16 protein-coding genes are annotated in these 18109 nt (G+C 75.4%); 11 read left to right on the top strand and 5 right to left on the bottom strand.

All coding sequences use genetic code 11. The annotated features are described in order from the left end of the window. Positions 1-69: 69 nt before the first annotated feature. Positions 70-2331, bottom strand: a complete 2262-nt coding sequence (locus ABRQ22_RS10640) for an AAA family ATPase (protein ID WP_353709475.1) — start codon at positions 2329-2331, stop codon at positions 70-72. Positions 2332-2512: 181 nt separating this feature from the next. On the opposite strand from ABRQ22_RS10640, the gene ABRQ22_RS10635 reads away from it, so the two are divergent. From ABRQ22_RS10635 to ABRQ22_RS10615, 5 genes are all read left to right on the top strand, one after another. Beyond that, the gene (locus ABRQ22_RS10635; protein ID WP_353709474.1) at positions 2513-3844 is read left to right on the top strand and encodes a fused response regulator/phosphatase; all 1332 of its coding nucleotides are present in this window, start codon (positions 2513-2515) and stop codon (positions 3842-3844) included. After that, positions 3841-5523 carry an ATP-binding protein gene (locus tag ABRQ22_RS10630; protein ID WP_353709473.1) on the top strand — a complete coding sequence of 561 codons (1683 nt, stop codon included), beginning with the start codon at positions 3841-3843 and terminating at the stop codon, positions 5521-5523. The genes ABRQ22_RS10635 and ABRQ22_RS10630 overlap by 4 nt, the downstream gene beginning before the upstream one ends. Continuing rightward, positions 5520-5960: a response regulator gene (locus ABRQ22_RS10625; protein ID WP_253051353.1), complete on the top strand. Its 441-nt coding sequence runs from the start codon at positions 5520-5522 to the stop codon at positions 5958-5960. Before ABRQ22_RS10630 ends, ABRQ22_RS10625 begins: the two co-directional genes overlap by 4 nt. A gap of 132 nt (positions 5961-6092) precedes the next feature. Then, positions 6093-7019: a PAC2 family protein gene (locus tag ABRQ22_RS10620; RefSeq protein WP_253051354.1), complete on the top strand. Its 927-nt coding sequence runs from the start codon at positions 6093-6095 to the stop codon at positions 7017-7019. A gap of 320 nt (positions 7020-7339) precedes the next feature. Next, positions 7340-7543 carry a cold-shock protein gene (locus tag ABRQ22_RS10615; RefSeq protein WP_034655075.1) on the top strand — a complete coding sequence of 68 codons (204 nt, stop codon included), beginning with the start codon at positions 7340-7342 and terminating at the stop codon, positions 7541-7543. Between the two features lie 76 nt (positions 7544-7619). Here the strand turns inward: ABRQ22_RS10615 and ABRQ22_RS10610 are convergent, their stop codons facing one another. Then, positions 7620-8462, bottom strand: a complete 843-nt coding sequence (locus ABRQ22_RS10610; RefSeq protein WP_353709472.1) for a fused MFS/spermidine synthase — start codon at positions 8460-8462, stop codon at positions 7620-7622. Positions 8463-8651: 189 nt separating this feature from the next. On the opposite strand from ABRQ22_RS10610, the gene ABRQ22_RS10605 reads away from it, so the two are divergent. The 3 genes from ABRQ22_RS10605 to ABRQ22_RS10595 are packed head-to-tail and all read left to right on the top strand — an operon-like array spanning position 8652 to position 10824. Beyond that, positions 8652-9095 (top strand): SAV_6107 family HEPN domain-containing protein, encoded by a 444-nt coding sequence (locus ABRQ22_RS10605; protein ID WP_253051356.1) that lies wholly within the window; start codon positions 8652-8654, stop codon positions 9093-9095. A 39-nt stretch (positions 9096-9134) separates the two neighbouring features. Then, complete coding sequence (locus ABRQ22_RS10600; protein ID WP_353709471.1) at positions 9135-10391, top strand: DNA polymerase IV; 1257 nt, start codon at positions 9135-9137, stop codon at positions 10389-10391. Between the two features lie 37 nt (positions 10392-10428). After that, positions 10429-10824 carry a DUF3040 domain-containing protein gene (locus ABRQ22_RS10595; RefSeq protein WP_253051358.1) on the top strand — a complete coding sequence of 132 codons (396 nt, stop codon included), beginning with the start codon at positions 10429-10431 and terminating at the stop codon, positions 10822-10824. Here the strand turns inward: ABRQ22_RS10595 and ABRQ22_RS10590 are convergent. Genes ABRQ22_RS10590 through ABRQ22_RS10580 form a run of 3 tightly spaced genes read right to left on the bottom strand, consistent with a single transcriptional unit; the run spans position 10772 to position 15358 of the window. Next, positions 10772-13072 (bottom strand): DUF3488 and transglutaminase-like domain-containing protein, encoded by a 2301-nt coding sequence (locus ABRQ22_RS10590; RefSeq protein WP_253051359.1) that lies wholly within the window; start codon positions 13070-13072, stop codon positions 10772-10774. The two genes, ABRQ22_RS10595 and ABRQ22_RS10590, sit on opposite strands and share 53 nt — an antisense overlap. Next, positions 13069-14409, bottom strand: coding sequence for a DUF58 domain-containing protein (locus ABRQ22_RS10585; protein WP_253051360.1), 1341 nt, complete (start codon positions 14407-14409; stop codon positions 13069-13071). The genes ABRQ22_RS10590 and ABRQ22_RS10585 overlap by 4 nt, the downstream gene beginning before the upstream one ends. A 1-nt stretch (position 14410) precedes the next feature. Next, positions 14411-15358, bottom strand: coding sequence for a MoxR family ATPase (locus ABRQ22_RS10580; protein ID WP_253051471.1), 948 nt, complete (start codon positions 15356-15358; stop codon positions 14411-14413). A gap of 432 nt (positions 15359-15790) precedes the next feature. On the opposite strand from ABRQ22_RS10580, the gene mraZ reads away from it, so the two are divergent. The 3 genes from mraZ to ABRQ22_RS10565 all read left to right on the top strand — a co-directional run bounded on the left by mraZ (position 15791) and on the right by ABRQ22_RS10565 (position 17877). Further along, on the top strand, positions 15791-16225 hold the full coding sequence (gene mraZ / locus ABRQ22_RS10575) for a division/cell wall cluster transcriptional repressor MraZ (protein ID WP_031316739.1): 435 nt from the start codon (positions 15791-15793) through the stop codon (positions 16223-16225). Positions 16226-16402: 177 nt separating this feature from the next. Next, positions 16403-17437 carry a 16S rRNA (cytosine(1402)-N(4))-methyltransferase RsmH gene (gene rsmH / locus ABRQ22_RS10570; RefSeq protein WP_353709470.1) on the top strand — a complete coding sequence of 345 codons (1035 nt, stop codon included), beginning with the start codon at positions 16403-16405 and terminating at the stop codon, positions 17435-17437. Then, the gene (locus ABRQ22_RS10565; RefSeq protein ID WP_253051362.1) at positions 17434-17877 is read left to right on the top strand and encodes a hypothetical protein; all 444 of its coding nucleotides are present in this window, start codon (positions 17434-17436) and stop codon (positions 17875-17877) included. Before rsmH ends, ABRQ22_RS10565 begins: the two co-directional genes overlap by 4 nt. The last annotated feature ends 232 nt before the right edge of the window (positions 17878-18109 follow it).

Raw genomic sequence — 18109 nt, 5'->3', positions numbered from 1 at the left:
CGGGTCTTGACCCTCGGGACGAGGTGAACGACCGATCCGAACGGCCGGACGCGCCGGCGGCCGACCGGGTCAGGGCGCGACGCGCGCCCCGTCGCGCGCGGCCGTGCCCGCCGTCGTCGAGCCCGTCCCGGTCACGCCCTCCGGGAGCGCGCGGGCGTGCACGACGACCAGGCGCTGGGTCGGGCGGGTCATGGAGACGTAGAGGTCCGAGGCGCCGGAGGGGCCGGTCGCGATCTCGGCGGGCTCCACGAGCACCACGGCGTCGAACTCGAGCCCCTTCACCTGGACCGGGTCCAGGACCGTGAGGGGGGCGTCCGGTCCGGCGTCCACGAGACCCAGCGCGGCGCGCAGGGCGGGCACGGCCTGCGCCGCGGCGACGACGGCCACGCGCCCCGACTCCGCGGCGACGAACTCCGCGCGCGCCGCGTCGGCCTCGGCGCGGACCTGGGCGGGGAGGCCGTCGGGCGTCGCCTCGACGACGCGCAGCGCGTCCTCCACGTCGCGCGCGGACGTGAGCGGCGAGACGGGCAGCCCGGCGGCGAGGGCGGCGCGGCGGGCGGCGTCGGCCACGGAGGCGGGGGTCCGGTAGTTCACGGTCAGCTCCGCGAGCCGCCACGCGTCGCGGAAGACCGGGTCGAGCATGCCCTTCCACGAGCGCGCCCCCGCGAGCGACGACGTCTGCGCGACGTCGCCGACGACCGTGAACGAGCGCGTCGGGCACCGGCGCACGAGCATGCGCCACGCCATGGCCGAGAGCTCCTGGGCCTCGTCGACCACGACGTGCCCGTAGGTCCACGTGCGGTCCTGTGCGGCGCGCTCCGCGGTGGTGAGGCGCGGGCCGCTCGCCGAGAAGCGCTCGGCGAGCACGTCCGCGCCGACGATCCCGCCGCCCGCACCGGACGACTCGAGCACCTGCCGCGCGTACTCGAGGTCCTGAGCCCGCTGCGCCGCCCGTGCGGCGGCCTCGGCCCGCTCCGCCTGGTCGTCCTCGCCGAGCAGCTCCGCGGCCTCGTCGAGGAGCGGCACGTCCGCGGGCGTCCACGGCGCTCCCTTCGGCCGCTCGAGCAGCCGCCGGTCGGCGGGCGAGAGCTCGGGCGCCGCCTCGGCGAGCCGGTGCGGCTTGGTCCACAGGTCCTCGACGAGGCGCTCCGGCGTGAGGGGGAGCCACGCGAGGTTGAGCGCGACGCGCACGTCGCGGTGCGAGCGCAGGTCCTCGAGCGCGAGCGCGCGGTCCTCGCCGACGAGCGGCTCGCCGAGCTGGCGCCCGTACTGGTCCACGAGGCGCGAGAGCATCTCGCGGACGAACGTGACGCGCGCGAGGTTGTGCGGCTTGTGGGTGCGCCGGGCCTTCGCGATGGCGTCGCGGACGTCGCGGCGCCGGATCAGCAGGTCGTGGCCGTCGAGGCGCACGGGGACGTCCTCCGCGGGCACGCGCTCGCGCGCTCGCACCGCGCGTCGCACGGCCCGGGCCATGACCGCCCGTCCCTTGACGCGCGCGACGCGGGGGTCCTCCGTGCCGTCGGCGACGACGCCCGGCAGGAGGTCGGCGATCGTCGTGCTGACGACGCCCGTCTCGCCCAGCGACGGCAGCACCTGGTCGATGTAGCGCAGGAACGAGTGGCTCGGGCCGACGAGGAGGACGCCCGAGCGCTCGAGCAGTCGCCGGTGCGCGTAGAGGAGGTAGGCGGCGCGGTGCAGCGCGACGGCGGTCTTGCCCGTGCCGGGCCCACCCTGCACGACGAGCGCACCGGCCAGCCCGGACCGGATGATCGCGTCCTGCTCGGCCTGGATCGTCGCCACGATGTCGCCCATGCGCCCGGTGCGTCCTGCCGCCATCGCGGCGAGGAGCGCGCCCTCGCCGGAGAGCGTCGTCCCGGTGACGGCCTCGGGCGCGTCCAGGTCCAGGAGCTCGTCCTCGAGGCCCGTCACGTCGCGCCCGCCCGTCACCAGGTGCCGACGCCGGACGACGCCGTCGGGGTGGGCCGCCGTCGCGCGGTAGAACGACTGCGCCGCGGGCGCGCGCCAGTCGGTGAGGAGGCTCGTGTGCTCGGCGTCGGTCAGGCCGATGCGCCCGACGTAGCGGCGCGTGCCGTCGTCCAGGTCGAGGCGGCCGAACGCGAGCCGGTCCTCGACCGCGTCGAGCTGCGCGACGCGGTCCTCGTACAGCGTCGCGAACGCGTCGCGCTCGCTCCGGTTCTGCGGCGAGCCCGACGGTCCGGACCGGCGGACGGCGTCGAGCCGCGCGCGGGCGGCGGCGCGCAGCTCGTCGAGGCGTGCGTAGAGGGTGTCCACGACCTCCTGCTCGAGCCGGAGCTCGTCGTTGCGTCCCACGCTGTCCCTTCCCTCGGCCGGGCGTCGCGCCCGGGCGCCCGCCCGTGACACGGCCGTCCATTATGGCGCACGGGCGCCGGGCCCGGGACCGGTCCTCGGCGCGTCCCGGGCCCGTGACCGGGCCGGACGCGCGGCTGACGCTAGGATCGTGGGCCATGGCGACCAGAGGGGAGCGGGCGTCGTGACCGGGACCGACCGTCAGGTCCCCGCGCGGCCCTCGGCGCGGGGCGACGAGGCCGACGCGCGCGACCAGGCGCTGTCCGAGCGCGCGGTCCTCGCCCCGACGGACGAGCTGCGCATCCTCCTCGTCGAGGACGACGACGGCGACGCGATCCTCGTCGAGGAGCTGCTGGCGGACGGCAACCTCACGGTCGACCTCCACCGTGCGACGACCCTCGACGCCGCGCTCGAGATGCTCGTCTCCTGGCACGTCGACTGCGTCCTGCTCGACCTCGGGCTGCCCGACTCGGTCGGGCTGTCGGCGGTCGAGCGGGTGCGGACCGGCACCCACCCGCCCGCCCTGGTGGTCCTCACGGGGCACTCCGGCATCGACCTCGGCGTCCAGGCCGTCGCGGCCGGCGCCGACGACTACCTGGTGAAGGGGGAGGTCGACGGCGACCTCCTGAGCCGGTCGGTGCGCTACGCCGTGCAGCGCCGCATGTCCGTCGAGCAGCAGCGCGCGCTGTACCGCAGCGAGGTCCGAGCGGCCGAGACCGCGCGGCTGGAGCGCGCGCTCCTGCCCACGCCGCTCGTCCAGGACGACCGGCTCGACGTCATGGTGGGCTACGTCCCCGGCGGCAACGGCCTCCTCGGCGGCGACTTCTTCGACGCGGTCGAGCGACCCGACGGGACCGTCCTGTGCATCATCGGCGACGTCGCGGGCCACGGCCCCGACGAGGCCGCGCTCGGTGCGACGCTGCGCACCGCGTGGCGCACCATCGTGCTCTCGGACACCCAGCCGGAAGGCATCCTCCCGCTCCTGGAGCGCGTCCTCGTGCCCGAGCGCGCCCGTCCCGAGGTCTTCGTCACGCTCTGCCAGGTCGTGGTCTCCGCGGACCGCCGCCGCGCGGAGGTGTACCTCGCCGGGCACCTCGCCCCGCTCCTGCTGCGCGACACCGCGACCGAGATCACGCCCACCGCGCGCGGCCGTGCGCTCGGCATCCCCGTGCAGGGCGGGTGGACGTCGCAGTCCGTCGACCTCGGGGAACGCTGGGCGCTCATGCTCTACACGGACGGGCTCGTCGAGGCGACCGTCGCGGGGCCGGGGGGAGTGGTCGGGCCGCGCGCCCGACCGGAGCGCGTCGGCGTCGACGGCCTGCGCCGCGCGGTCGACAGCGCTCTCGAGCAGGGCGTCGAGGGGGTCGTGGAGCGCGTCTTCCGCCGCGTGCGCGACCTGCACGGCGGCCCGCTGGCCGACGACGCCGCGCTCCTCGTGCTCGGCTGGGGCGGGGACGAGGGCACCCCCGGCGAGCGCACGGCGACCCTCGCCGACTCGGACGAGTGGGCCCGGTGACGCCCCCGGTGGGCGAGACGGCCGTCGCGGGACGCGCCGGGCGCCGGCGTGCCCCGACCCTGCGCCGCCGGCTCGGGTGGGCGCTCGTCGTCGCGGGCGTGATCCTCCTCGGCGTCCTCGCGACGTCGGCCATCGCGCTCTCGCGCGTGCTCACCATCCAGAACGAGGTCACCGGGCCGTTCTTCGACGCCGTGACCGGGGCGGACGCCGCGTACGTGGGCCTCCTCGACGCCGAGGTCGCGGTCCGTGCGTACGTCGCGACCGGCGACGACACCGCCCTCGAGGCCTACACCCGTGCGGTGGGGACGGACGCCGAGGGCGTCGTCCCGGACCCCACCCTCGTCGACCGCCTCGGGTTCGACGCGGAGCTCGCGGCGCTGGCCGGGCGGTCCGACGCCTCCGTGCGGGCCTGGGTCGCCGACTACGCCGAGCCGGCCATCGCGACCACCGAGGACGACGGACCGGGACGGGTGCGTGCCGTCGACCAGGCCCACGGTGCCGAGCTGTTCGCGGCCGCCCGGGCCGACACCGCGCGGTACGTCGACGCGCTCCGGGCCGAGCGCGTGGAGCGGCTCGACGCGCTCGACCGGTGGAGCCGGGCGCTCTTCGGGAGCGTCCTCGTCCTGGTCGGCTCGGCGCTCGCGGTCGGGATCATCCTCTGGGTGTGCCTCAAGCGGTGGGTGACCGAGCCGATGGCCGAGCTCGCGCACCGCGTGCGGCTCGTGAGCTCCGGGAGCCTCGACGAGCCGGTCGTGACCTCGGGCCCGGCGGAGATCGCGGACCTCGCCCAGGACGTCGAGCACATGCGCGTCGAGCTCGTGAACCAGGTCGCGGAGATCAAGGCGTCGCACGAGGACGCCGCCCGCTCGCACGAGCTCCTCGCCGAGCAGGCGAGCGAGCTCGAGCGGTCCAACCGCGACCTCGAGCAGTTCGCCTACGTCGCGTCCCACGACCTCCAGGAGCCGCTGCGCAAGGTCGCGAGCTTCACGCAGCTCCTCAAGAAGCGGTACGGCGGGGAGCTCGACGACCGTGCGGACCAGTACATCGACTTCGCGGTCGACGGCGCCAAGCGCATGCAACGCCTCATCCAGGACCTGCTCGGCTTCTCGCGCGTCGGCCGGACGGGCAGCGAGCGCGTCGACGTGGACCTCGAGCGGGAGCTCGAGGGCGTGCTCGAGGACCTGTCCGAGAAGGTCGCGGAGACCGGGGCGAGCATCACGCACGACCCGCTGCCCGTCGTCGTCGGCGAGCGCGCGCTCCTGCACCAGCTGCTGGCCAACCTCGTCGGCAACGCGCTGAAGTTCCGCGACCCGGACCGGCCGCCGGCCGTGCACCTGGGGGTGCTCGCGCGCGACACGCACTGGGAGATCTCCGTCGAGGACAACGGGATCGGGATCGACCCGCAGTACGCGGAGCGCGTGTTCGTCATCTTCCAGCGTCTGCACGCCAAGGACGTGTACGAGGGGACCGGCATCGGGCTCGCGCTGTGCAAGCGCATCGTCGAGTACCACGGCGGCCGGATCTGGATCGAGCCGCGCGAGGGCGGGACGACGATCCGCTTCACGCTCGCCCACGCGTACGTGCACGCGCAGGTCGGCTACGCTCGCTCCGACCCCGACGGCGCGGAGCAGGTCACCCCTGCCCGCGCGCGCGACGACGACGAGGAGAGCCCCGCATGAGCCACGGCAGCAAGCCGATCGACGTCCTCCTGGTGGAGGACGACCCCGGCGACGTGCTCATGACGCGCGAGGCGTTCGAGGACCACAAGGTGACGAACCGTCTGTCGGTGGTCTCCGACGGCGTGAGCGCGCTGCAGTTCCTGCGCAAGGAGGGCGAGCACGCGGACGCCCCGACGCCGGACCTCATCCTCCTCGACCTCAACCTGCCCCGGATGGACGGGCGCGAGGTCCTCGCCGAGCTCAAGGCGGACGAGGCGCTGCGCAAGATCCCGGTCGTCGTCCTGACGACGTCGGAGGCCGAGGAGGACGTCGTGCGCAGCTACTCGCTGCACGCCAACGCGTACGTCACCAAGCCCGTCGACTTCGACCGTTTCATCGACGTGGTGCGCCAGATCGACGACTTCTTCGTCTCGGTGGTGCGCCTGCCCGGTCGCTGACCTGGGCGCGGTCCCGGGCGGGCGCGTGCGGGCCGCCGCTCCGGGAAGAACCGCGGGCCGAGGCGTGTTGTCCTCGTCAGGCCCGCCGCGCCGTCGGCAGCGCGCGGGCGAAGGACGTCACGAGGAGGATGCATGCTGGACCCTCGCGGGATCTACGAGCTCGACGAGCAGGCGGTGGCCCGCCTGTGGCCCACGCCGCCCGAGCCGGGCGCCGGGCCCGTGCTGCTGCACGCCGTCGCGGGGTTCGTCGACGCGGGCAGCGCGGGCGCGGTGGCGGTCGACCACCTGCTGGAGCTCGGCGAGGTCACCCGGGTGGTGACGTTCGACGTCGACCAGCTCCTCGACTACCGCTCCAAGCGGGCCACGATGACCTTCAGCACCGACCGCTGGTCCGACTACGACGAGCCCCACCTGGTGATCGACCACGTGCGCGACGCCGAGGGGACGGGGTTCCTGCTGCTGCACGGCGCCGAGCCGGACGTCCAGTGGGAGCGCGTGGTGGCTGCGGTGCGCGACGTCGTCGAGCGCCTCGGCGTGTCGCTCACGGTCGGCTTCCACGGCATCCCGATGGGGATCCCGCACACGCGCCCGCTCTCGGTCACGGCGCACGCGACCCGGCCCGAGCTGCTCGGCGAGCACACGTCGTGGTTCGGCACCGTGAAGGTCCCGGCCAGCCTCGCCGCGCTGCTGGAGCTGCGGCTCGGCCGCGCCGAGCACGACGCGCTCGGCGTGACCGTGCACGTGCCGCACTACCTGGCGCAGTCGTCGTACCCGCCCGCGGCGGTGGTCGCGCTCGAGCACGTGCAGCGCGTCACGGGCCTGGACCTCGCGACGAGCGGGCTCGCGGAGGCGGTGCAGGAGGCGAAGGCCGAGGTCGAGCGTCAGGTGCGGGACTCCGAGGAGGTCGCCGCCGTCGTGCGCGCTCTCGAGGAGCAGTACGACGCGTTCGCGCGCTCCGTGGGTCGGACGAGCCTGCTCGCCGAGTCCGCGCCGATCCCGACGGCCGACGAGCTCGGTGCGGAGTTCGAGCGTTTCCTCGCCCAGCAGTCGGGCGACTGAGCCGCGGCTCGCCCCACCCGCCCCGGTCCGCGGACCGGGGCGGAATGTGCCGAAAAATCATCACGAGAGGTGGCGAGTTCCGTGGCGGACCGGACGTGGTCCGTGCCACACTGTCACCCGTTGCAGTGACGTACTTGCGCACGACCCGGTGCAGGGCCGGTACGTGGGTCCGCCCGGCGGGGTGGTCCGGCGTCGGGCCTGCCGGCCGCACACGGCCGGGCGCCGGCGAAGGACGTGGGACATGGCATTGCGGCGCACGGGGGTGGACGAAGGGTCCGCTCGCTGATGTCCCCGGACGGACAGAAGGTCAGAGGAAGAGCATGGCGCAGGGTTCTGTGAAGTGGTTCAACGCCGAGAAGGGCTACGGCTTCATCGCGCAGGACGGCGGCGGTGCCGACGTCTTCGTGCACTACTCGGCGATCGAGTCGAACGGGTACCGCACGCTCGACGAGGCGCAGCGGGTCGAGTTCGAGATCACCCAGGGGCCGAAGGGCCCGCAGGCGGAGAAGGTTCGTCCGCTCTGACGTCCACGACGTCTCGCGGCCGGATCACCCGGTCGTCGCAGGAGCCGCGTCCCTCGGGCGCGGCTCCTGTCGCGTCTCACGACCCGTCTGCCGCCGGGCCGTCGGCCGGCGCGACCTCGGGGTCGTCGAGCACCGGGGCGGTGCCCACGAACGCGCGCAGCTCGTCGCCCGTGACGACGCGTGCCGGGACGGCGAGCGAGCGGACCGCACGCGCCAGCGTCGCGCTCGACAGGCTCGGCGCACCCGACCCGGCACGGACCGCGGCCAGGACGACGTTGCCGTAGCGGCGGCCCTTGAGCTGCGCGGGCTCCGCGATCGCCGCGACCCGGTCCTCCGCGCAGGACGCCTCTCCGAACGCGGCCGCGAGGGTCGCGGTCTCGCGGCGCGCCGTCGTGAGCGGCGGCCGGTCGGCGCAGTTGACGAGGTAGACCCCGCCCGGGCGCAGGACCCGGTGCACCTCGTCCGCCATGCCGCGGGTCGCGAGGTGGTCGGGCGTGCGGTCGCCGTCGAACACGTCACGGACGACGACGTCGTACGAGGCGTCGGGAAGGCTCGCCACCGCGTGCCGCGCGTCGTCGGCGCGCAGCCGGAGCCGGGGGGAGCGCGGGAGGTCGAACCACGTGCGGACCAGCTCGAGCAGGCGGGAGTCGAGGTCGACCCCGAGCTGGGACGAGCCGGGCCGGGTGTGCTCCACCCAGCGCGGGAGGCTGCACCCCGCCGCGCCGAGGTGCAGCGCGCGCAGAGGGCCGGGGGCGAGCTCGTCCACGACGGCCGCCATCTGCTGCATGTACTCGAACGCGAGCATCCCGGGGTCGTCGAGGTCGAGGTAGGAGCTGGGGACGCCGTTGACGTACAGCGTGACCGCCGACGGGTGGTCGGGGTCGCGCTCGACGTGCGCCGTCCCCGTCGACGTGGCCACGGGCCCGGTCGGCAGGTCGGGGGCCGCGCCACGGCTCCCGTTCGCCCGGCGCCGGGACCGTGTGGGTGGCGCGGAGGACCCTGGGGAACGTCGGGAGGTGCGGCGAGCCATGTGCTCACCGTAGGGCCGGCCGGCACCGGACGTTGACAGGATCGAACAGGTGTTCGATAGTGGAGGAGGAGGTGCGCGATGTCGAACGAAGCAGGCGCGAAGGGGGCGGTCGCCGTCCCCGCCGAGGTCCGTCGGCTGCTGGACCGTGCGGACGCGGAGCTCGTCGCGGCGGCGCTCGCGCAGGACGCGGGCGAGCGCTTCGTGCACGCGCACCTCGGTGCGCTGCGCGCCGCCGCGGCGGTCGTCGCGCTGCGTGCCCGGCCCGTGCGCCGCGGCCGGGCCCGCTCGGTGTGGGACCAGCTCGCGGACGCCGAGCCGTCGCTCGCCGCCTGGTCCGGCTACTTCGCGAGCGGGGCGCGCGTCCGCGCCGCCGTCGACGCGGGCCGGTTCGACGCCGTGGACCCGCGCCGGGCCGACGAGCTCGTGGCGTGCGCCGAGGACTTCCGCGACGAGGTCGCGATGCTCGTCGACCCCGACGCCGGGTTCGTCCGGATGCCCGGCCTGCGGACGGTGGCGTCGTGACCCGGGCGCTGCCTGCGTCGAGCGCCCGGTGAGGCGGCGATGAGCCGCGGTCCGCGCGCGAGCGTCCGCCGCGACTGGGGCGACGACGAGGAGGGGTGCTCGATCCTCCACGTCGACATGGACGCGTTCTTCGCGTCCGTCGAGCTCGCCCGGCGCCCCCAGCTCGTCGGTCGCCCGGTGATCGTCGGCGGCGCGGAACGGGGTGTCGTCCTCGCGGCGACGTACGAGGCGCGGGCCTTCGGTGTCCACTCGGCGATGCCGATGGTGACGGCGCGCCGCCTGTGCCCGCAGGCGATCGTCGTCCCGCCGGACCACACGCGGTACCACGAGGTCTCCCGGTCCGTCATGGCGGCGATCGGCGAGATCACGGCGCTCGTGGAGCAGGTGAGCGTCGACGAGGCGTTCCTCGACGTGAGCGGGGCCCGGCGACGGCTCGGGCCGCCGACGCGGATCGCGGCCGAGCTGCGGCGCCGCGTGCGGGCCGAGCACGGCATCACCTGCTCGGTCGGCATCGCGACGAACAAGTTCGTCGCCAAGCTGGCCTCGACGCACGCGAAGCCGGACGGCGTGCTCCTCGTGCCGGCCGCGGCCACGGTCCCGTTCCTGCGCACGCTGCCCGTGGGCGCGCTGTGGGGGGTGGGGGAGCGGACCGAGAGCGCCCTCGCGCAGTGGGGCATCCGGACCGTCGCCGAGCTGGCCGACACGGACGTCGCCTCCCTCCAGGCAGCGGTCGGCAAGGTCGCGGGCGCGCACCTGCACGACCTCGCGTGGGGGCGCGACCCCCGGCCGGTCGAGCCCGAGCGGTCGGAACGGAGCATCGGCGCCGAGACGACGTTCGCCCACGACCTGCGCGACCTCGCGGCGGTCCAGGCGCGCGTCCTGGAGCTCGCGGACCGGTGCGCGGGCCGGCTGCGCCACCAGGGTCTCGTCGCACGCACCGTGAGCGTGAAGGTCCGCACGAGCGACTTCCGCACCGTCACCCGCGCGCGGACCCTCGGCGCCCCGACGGACGTCGCGCGGGAGATCTACCTCGTGGCACGGGAGCTCGTCTCGAGCGTCGACCTGCGGGGCCTGGCCGTCCGGCTCGTGGGGGTCCGCGCGGAGGGTCTCGAGCCGCGCGCGGAGGCCGTCGTGCAGCCCACGCTCGAGGAGGCCGTCGAGGAGACGAGCGCGGCGCGGCGCCGCGTGGAGGAGGCCGTCGACGCGGTCCGAGGGCGGTTCGGCGTGAGATCCATCGCCATGGGGCCCGCCAGGGCCCGCTCGACTACCACCCCCGCGGATGTCGATCTATCCTGAGGGTGACACACGACCAGCGTGGAGAAACGGGGTGCTCATGCCTCTGTCTGAGTACGAGCAGCGGGTCTTGGAGCAGATGGAGCGCGCGCTCACCTCGGACGACCCGCGGTTGGCGAACACGCTCCAGGCGCCACGACGACGTTCGGCGCTGCGCTACGTCCTGGCCGGGGTCGGCGTGGTAGGCGGCCTCCTCCTCCTCGTGCTGGGCGCTGCGCTCTCGCAGACCTGGCTCGGGGTGATCGGCTTCGTCCTCATGTTCGGGGGCGTCGTCCTGGTCTTCCAGTCCCCGCGCTCGTCGCGCAAGGGACCGGTCGGGACCGTCGAGGCGGACGGCACCGTCCGCCCGGCCGCGCCGAGCAAGTCGACGCGCAAGCCGTTCCTCAGCCGACTGGAAGAGCGCTGGGACCGTCGGCGCGAGCAGGACGGTCGCTGAGCGATCCCTCGACCGCGTCGACCGCCGCGTCGACGAGCTCCTGGAGCCGCTCCGGGCGGGTGACCGTCCGCGGTTCCGGGGCGTAACGCTCGGCCTCGAGGGCAGACGCCAGCCCGGCGACCGCCTCGGCCACGTCCTCGTCGCGCGGGTGCTGCCCGCGACGCGCCTGCAGGCTCGCGACGACGGCGGCGGGAACGCGGCGGGGAGTCGTGGACGTCGGCCACCGCACGTCGAGCGCCCCGAGCCTGTCGACGAGCTCGTCCCACGCGTCCTCGGCGTCACGCAGGCTCGGCGTCTCGGACCGACGCCGCAGCACGAGCCACAGCGCCCCGCCGACGGCGACCGCGACGAGGAGGGCGACCCCCACGACGAGCGGCCACGGCGCGCCCTCGTCCGCACCGCCGCCGGTCGTCCCACCGGTCCCGGACGTCGTGGGTGCCGGGCTCGCGGGGGCCGAGGGCGCCCCGGTCGTCGCACCGGGGGTCGGCACGTTGCCCGGGTCCTGCGGGCCTCCCGGGGTGACGGCCACGGGCGTCGCCCAGCGCGGCGTCGGCCCCGTCTGCTGGGCCGGGGTCGGCTCGAACCGCACCCAGCCCTGGCCCGGGAACCAGAGCTCCGGCCAGGCGTGGGAGTCGCGGCCGGTGACCTGGAAGCTCGAGTCGTCGACGCGCTCGCCCGGCAGGAACCCGACGCCGAGGCGCGCGGGGATCCCGAGGGTCCGCGCCATCATCGTCATCGACGTCGCGAACTGGACGCAGTAGCCCGTGCGGTCCTGGAGGAAGTCCCAGACCGCGTCGCCGGAGTCGCCCGGGGGCACCTCGGTCGAGTACGTGAACTGCGAGACGTCGCGGAAGTACGTCTGCAGCGCGAGCGCCTGGTCGTAGCGGGTCGGCGCCCCCTCGACGACCGCGGCCGCCAGGTCGCGGATGTCCTGCTCGTGCTCGGTCGCCGGGACGTCGAGGTAGTTGGGGTCGTCCGGGTCCGCGCCGCTCGCCCCGCGGAGCGACTCCGCGTCGAGGGGGCGGGAGAAGACCGCGAGCTCGTAGGCGGTGCCCGCGCCGGTGGGCTGCTCGCCGAGCACCTCGTCGCGGACGTCGTCGTACGACCAGTCGCCGTCGATGTCCACGGTGCGGGGCTCGGTCGGGAGGGGGAGCTTCGTGTCCCGCAGCGACTCGAGCGTGACGCGCACGGAGGTCGGCTCCTCGACCCCGCCGGGGTCGGTGGGCCACAGCATCTGGTCGGCCGCCTCGATCGGGGTGCCGTCGCGGTCCGCGCCGCGCCGCCAGTTGGTGCCGTCGAAGCCCGTGAGGGTGAACACGCGGAGCGGGCCGACCTCGTCGCCGTCGGTGCGGTAGCGCAGCACGACCTCGCCCGAGCGCTCGGCGAGGTCGCGCCGCATGTCCAGGTCGTCCGAGAGCCGCACGGTCTGCCCGGTCGACGAGAAGAGCCGGGACCACGACGCCGACGCGACCTCGGGGAGAGAAGCGCTCGCCGACCCGAGGCCCAGGGCGACGACCGCGACGGCGACCGCCACGACGAGCGCCCCGGCGGCACGCAGGCCACCGGCCGCACGGTCCTCGGCCCGTCGCGCGGCCGCGCCACGCCGCACGGTGCGGTGCGGGTTGTCGACCGCGAGCAGCAGGACCAGCGCCGTCACGGTCACGACGAACGCCAGGGGCGGGATCTCGCCCATGATGACGAGTCCGGGGACCCACAGCGCGAGGAGCGGCACCGCGACGCCCGCACCCAGCCGGAGACCGCCGGCCATGAGGTCGGCGACGAGGAACACGACGACGGCGCCGCCGACGGCCATGAGCGCGATCGGCAGGCTCGGGTCGATGGGGGCGACCTCGGCGAGCGTGAGGTCCCGCGCGGTGGAGAGCCGGGACAGGACCCGGTCGACGTTCGAGAGACCGATGAGCAGGGAGAACCGGTCGGTCGGGCCGCCGTAGAGCCCGAGCAGGGCCCAGAGCCCGACGACGAGCCCGGCGAGCGAGGGGAGCAGCGCGGCCGGCGGGGCGAGGGTCTCCCCGCGAGCGGCGTGGCCGCGCTCGAGGGCGTACCGCGAGACGCCGGTCACGAGGGCCAGGACCGCGATGGTCCGCACGGCGGTGCCGGTCCAGCCGCCCGGACCGATGACGCTGCCGAGCGCGTAGGTCGACGCCGTGACCGCGACGGCGACGAGCGCGGTCGTCGCGAGCACGCGGAGGCCGACCGAGGTCGTGGAGTCGGGGCGGGACGTGGTCATCGTGAGCCCTCCACGAGCAGGGTCCAGGCGTGCTCCAGGGACGCCGACGGGTCGACGAGCGCGGCGTGCCACCCGGTCGAGCGCAGGGCCGCGACCGTCTCGAGGGCGTCCGCGTGCTCGGGCGCCCAGGGGCGAGCGCTCACCACGAGCGCGCGGTGCAGGCCGTCCCCGGCCATGGCCGCGACCGTGTGCCGGGCGACCGAGCCGAGCGGGCCGAGCACCGCGACGGTGATCTCGCCCGGGCGCCGGTCCCGCCGCAGCGCCTCGGACGTCGCGACGACCGAGCGGTCGGCGTCCGCGACGACGTGGTGCCCGTGCAGGTCGACGGTGGCGTCCAGGAGGTCGGCCGGGCCCTCGCCCGAGCGGTTGACGCGGAAGCCCGTGCCGGACACGACCGGCGCGAGCGACGTCGGGACGAGCCGGACGGGGTGGCCGGCCTGGAGGAGCGACACGCCGATCGACGCCGCGCACTCGACCGCCCACTCGCCGTCGGCGAGCGCGCGCGGGCTCGACGCGGCGAGCTCCGGGTGGGGCAGCAGCCCGCGGTCGAGGAGGACGCTGACGGGCGGCAGGCCCGCGCTCTCGTCCGCGCGGACCATGAGCTGACCGTGCCGGGCCGCGCTGGCCCAGTGCACGCGCCGCGGGTCGTCGCCGGCGACGTAGTCGCGCAGCACCGAGTCGTCGCTCGACGCGAGCCGGGCGCCCGACGCGGAGCGCTCGTGCTCGCCGAACGCGCGCGACCCGCGGACGGGCAGCTCCACCGTGCGCGGCCACACGGCCACCGCGGTCGGCTCGCCGAGCTCCTGGGTCGCGCTGACCAGGCCGAACAGGTCGACCCGCGTCGTGAGCAGCGGGCCGAGCGGCCACCGCCCGCGGCGGAGGGGGCGCAGCCGGTAGCGCACCGCGATGTGGTCGCCCACCGTCGCGACCTGGGCGCGCAGGGAGCCCTGGTCGCACAGCTCGTGCGCCGCCTGCTCGCTGATCCGCAGGCGGGCGAGCGTCGTGGCCGTGGACGACGTCGCCCGCGCGGCCGCGACCGTGAGGCGCGCCGTCGTGAACTGCCCGCGCACGGCGGGGTTCGGCTGGACGCGGCGCGACACGTGCAGGGCACCACGACCGCGGTCGATCCGACGGACGGCCATCCAGCACCAGGCGGCGCCGACGGCGAGCGCCCCGGCGACGCCGAGCCCGACGAGGTCGGGCAGCCCGAGCGTGACGCCCAGGACGGCGAGCGCGGCACCGGCGGCGAGCACCACCGTGCCGCGGCGGGTCAGGCGCGCGCTGGCGAGGCTCCTGCCCCTGCCGCGGAGCCGCGCGAGGAACGACGGGGCGCGCACGTCAGCGTCGCTCGGTCGCGTCCAGGGCGGGGATCGGCGTCTGCGCCACGATCGACGCGACGACGGCCTCGGCGTCCTGGCCCGAGAGCCGGGCCTCCGTCGTGATGACGAGGCGGTGCGCGAGCACGGGGACGGCGAGGTACTGGACGTCGTCGGGGAGCACGTGGTCGCGCCCCGCCATGGCCGCGAGGGACTTCGCCGCGCGCAGGAGCTGGAGCGTCGTGCGGGGCGAGGCGCCGAGCCGCAGGCCCGGGTGCTCGCGCGTCGCGGTGACGAGGGCGAGCACGTACCGCTTGACGGCGGTGGACGCGTAGACGGCCCGCGCGACCTCGGCGAACCGCAGGACGGCCGCGCCGGTCGTCACGGGGCGGAGGTGCGCCAGCGGGTTGTCCGACTCCTGCCGGTCCAGCATCCGGAGCTCGGCGTCGACGTCGGGGTAGCCGACGGTCAGCCGCGCCATGAAGCGGTCGCGCTGCGCCTCCGGGAGCGGGTAGGTGCCCTCCATCTCGACGGGGTTCTGCGTCGCGACGACGAGGAACGGGCTCGGCAGCGGGTGGGTGGTCCCGTCGACCGTCGTCTGTCCCTCCTCCATGCACTCGAGGAGCGCCGACTGCGTCTTGGGCGAGGCGCGGTTGATCTCGTCGCCGATGACGATGTTCGAGAAGACGGGGCCGGGGCGGAACTCGAACTCGTGGTTCGCCGCGCGGTAGATGTTGACGCCGGTGAGGTCGCTCGGCAGGAGGTCCGGCGTGAACTGGATGCGGCCGACCTTGCAGTCGATCGTGCGGGCCAGCGCCTTGGCGAGCGTCGTCTTGCCGACGCCGGGGACGTCCTCGATGAGGAGGTGACCCTGGGCGAGGAGGACGGCGACGGTGACCGTCACGAGGTCCGGCCGGCCCGTGACCACGGACTCGATGCCGGAGCGGATCCGGCCCGTGGTCTCGACCAGCTCGTCGAGTCCCGCGAGGGGGCCGCCCCCGGGCTCGTCGGAGGGCGCGACAGGGGCGATGTCGGGGAGCACGGAGACCTCCGTCGTCGGTGGCGCAGGGCCGCGGACCAGGGAGACCGCGGGTGGGAAGAGCCTAGTGGACCGCCGGCCGTGCGCCGAGCGTCGTCGCGCGAGCGGGACGCGCCGCGCCGGCGCGCGCCCGCCGCGGGGGCCTGCGGGCGGGCCGCCGCCGCGACGCGCCATGGGGAGCACTCCCCTCCACCGCGCTCCACGCGCCTGACCTGCGGAGATCCTGCGAAGGCGGGTGAAAGCCGGTGGATTCACCGAGAGCGGTGGAGGGAAGTGGAGTACCGTGGAGGAGAAGGGAGCAGGAGAGGAGGTGCCTGGTGCATGTCCGGTTTCGTGGACGACGTGCTCGGCGGTTCCTCCGGCCTGCTCCTGGGCACCTTCACGCCACGGCTGGACGACAAGGGGAGGCTCATCCTCCCCGCGAAGTTCCGGTCGCGGCTCGCACCGGGTCTCGTCATGACGCGGGGGCAGGAGCGCTGTCTGTTCCTGCTGCCGATGGACGAGTTCCGGCGCATGTACGACCAGATCCGGCAGGCGCCGGTGACGAGCAAGCAGGCCCGGGACTACCTGCGCGTCTTCCTCTCGGGGGCGAGCGACGAGATCCCGGACAAGCAGGGACGCGTCTCGATCCCCGCGCCCCTGCGGGCGTACGCGGGGCTCGACCGCGACGTCGCCGTGATCGGCGCCGGCACGCGGGTGGAGATCTGGGACGCGCAGGCGTGGGAGACGTATCTCGCGGAGCAGGAGTCGGCGTACTCCGACACCGCGGAGGAGGTGTTCCCGGACCTGCGCTTCTAGGGTCACCCCCGGCTCCCGCACGGTGAGGCCTCCTCCCGCCCGGTCTGACGCACTTCCCCGGCGCCAGAAAGGACGCGGAGGGAGACCTGACCGTACGGGGCCGGGCCGACGAGGAGCACCACCCGGCGGCGCGTCCCGCGCCACCCGGCCACCGACCAGCACGGAGAGGAGACGGACATGACGAGCACTCCCGACGACGCCGCCGAGCGGCACGTCCCGGTCCTCCTCCAGCGGTGCGTCGACCTCCTCGCTCCGGCGCTGGCGCAGCCCGGCGCCGTCCTCGTGGACTGCACGCTCGGGATGGGCGGGCACACCGAGGCGGTCCTGGAGCAGGTCCCGACCGCGCGCGTCGTCGGCATCGACCGCGACCCCGAGGCCATCGCGCGCGCGTCGCGCCGTCTCGAGCGCTTCGGCGACCGGTTCCGCGCGGTGCACGCCGTCTACGACGAGATCGGCGAGGTCGTGGCCGACGTCGTCGGCGGGCCGGTCCAGGGCGTGCTCATGGACCTCGGCGTCTCGTCGCTGCAGATCGACGAGGCGGACCGCGGGTTCTCCTACGCGCACGACGCGCCGCTCGACATGCGCATGGACGCGACGACCGGCCAGACGGCCGCCGACGTCCTCAACACCTACGACGAGCGCGCGCTCACGCGGATCCTGCGCGACTACGGCGAGGAGCGGTTCGCGCAGCGCGTCGCCCGGGCGATCGTCCGACGTCGCGAGCAGCGCCCGTGGGAGCGCAGCGCCGAGCTCGTCGAGGTCGTCCGCGGGGCGATCCCCGCGGCGACGCGCACGACGGGCGGGAACCCGGCCAAGCGCACCTTCCAGGCGCTGCGGATCGAGGTGAACGGCGAGCTCGAGGTCCTCGAGCGCGCGGTCCCCGCCGCGGTGGACGTGCTCGCCGTCGGGGGACGCGTCGTCGTCGAGTCGTACCACTCGCTCGAGGACCGGATCGTCAAGCGGGTGCTGGCCGCGGGGGCGACCGTCAGCGCCCCGCCCGGGCTGCCCGTGGTGCCGGAGGACGACCAGCCCTACCTGCGGCTCCTCACCCGGGGCGCGGAGGAGGCACCCGCGGAGGAGCGGGAGTCCAACCCGCGCTCCGCGTCCGTCCGGCTCCGCGCCGCCGAGCGGACCCGACCCACGCCGCAGCACCGGCGCCCGACGCACCGCCAGACCGACCGACCGCACGACCCGGGGGAGAGGACACGATGAGCGCACAGAGGTCGACCGCCGCCCGCCCGCTCCCGCGCACGGCGCGCCCGGCACCGCGTCCGTCGCTCACGGCGCTGCCGGGTGGCGCGTCCGAGCGCGCGCTCCGCTCGCGGCTCGAGATCGTCCGCGCGCCGCTGCAGGCGCGGTCCAAGATCCCGTTCCTCGTCGTCTGCATGTCGATCCTCGGTGCCGCGCTCCTGTGTGCTCTCCTGGTGAACACGACGATGGCGCGCAACTCCTACGAGATGTCGGAGCTGCGCCGGGAGGTGAGCCGCGTGGCCCAGGACACGCAGAGCCTGCAGGCGCAGGTCGATGCCCGGAAGACCTCGCTGCCGGACACCGCGGCGTCCCTCGGCATGGTTCCCGCGGAGGACCCCGCGATGCTCCGGCTGTCCGACGGCACGGTCGTCGGCGGCGTGCTGGAGGAGGCCGGGCAGTGACGGGCGACGCCGGAGCGGGACGCGACCGCCGGTCGCGACCCGCAGCGAGCACGCAGCGGACCCGACCCGCCCCCACGGCCTCCCGGCCCTCGCCGGGAGGCCGCGGTGCTTCCGGCGCGGGCCGGGCCGCGGCGGGCGGCGCGGCGCGCACCGGGTCGCGGACGCCGGCGAACGGCACGCGGAGCGTGGCCGCGTCCGCCCGGTCGTCGAGGGGCACCGGCTCCCGAGCCCC

The organism is Cellulosimicrobium sp. ES-005 (assembly GCF_040448685.1).
Lineage (GTDB): Bacteria > Actinomycetota > Actinomycetes > Actinomycetales > Cellulomonadaceae > Cellulosimicrobium > Cellulosimicrobium cellulans_G.
Note: the sequence above shows the minus strand (reverse complement) of the source record. Positions and strands in the feature narration are given on the sequence as shown.

What these genes read in the sequence shown, in the direction of transcription:
- ABRQ22_RS10595 (WP_253051358.1), top strand. Translation starts at nt 10,429, where the DNA reads ATGCCTCTGTCTGAGTACGAGCAGCGGGTCTTGGAGCAGATGGAGCGC.
- ABRQ22_RS10565 (WP_253051362.1), top strand. Translation starts at nt 17,434, where the DNA reads ATGAGCGCACAGAGGTCGACCGCCGCCCGCCCGCTCCCGCGCACGGCG.
- ABRQ22_RS10625 (WP_253051353.1), top strand. Translation starts at nt 5,520, where the DNA reads ATGAGCCACGGCAGCAAGCCGATCGACGTCCTCCTGGTGGAGGACGAC.
- rsmH (WP_353709470.1), top strand. Translation starts at nt 16,403, where the DNA reads ATGACGAGCACTCCCGACGACGCCGCCGAGCGGCACGTCCCGGTCCTC.
- ABRQ22_RS10590 (WP_253051359.1), bottom strand. Translation starts at nt 13,072, where the DNA reads ATGACCACGTCCCGCCCCGACTCCACGACCTCGGTCGGCCTCCGCGTG.
- ABRQ22_RS10620 (WP_253051354.1), top strand. Translation starts at nt 6,093, where the DNA reads ATGCTGGACCCTCGCGGGATCTACGAGCTCGACGAGCAGGCGGTGGCC.
- ABRQ22_RS10600 (WP_353709471.1), top strand. Translation starts at nt 9,135, where the DNA reads ATGAGCCGCGGTCCGCGCGCGAGCGTCCGCCGCGACTGGGGCGACGAC.
- ABRQ22_RS10615 (WP_034655075.1), top strand. Translation starts at nt 7,340, where the DNA reads ATGGCGCAGGGTTCTGTGAAGTGGTTCAACGCCGAGAAGGGCTACGGC.
- ABRQ22_RS10605 (WP_253051356.1), top strand. Translation starts at nt 8,652, where the DNA reads ATGTCGAACGAAGCAGGCGCGAAGGGGGCGGTCGCCGTCCCCGCCGAG.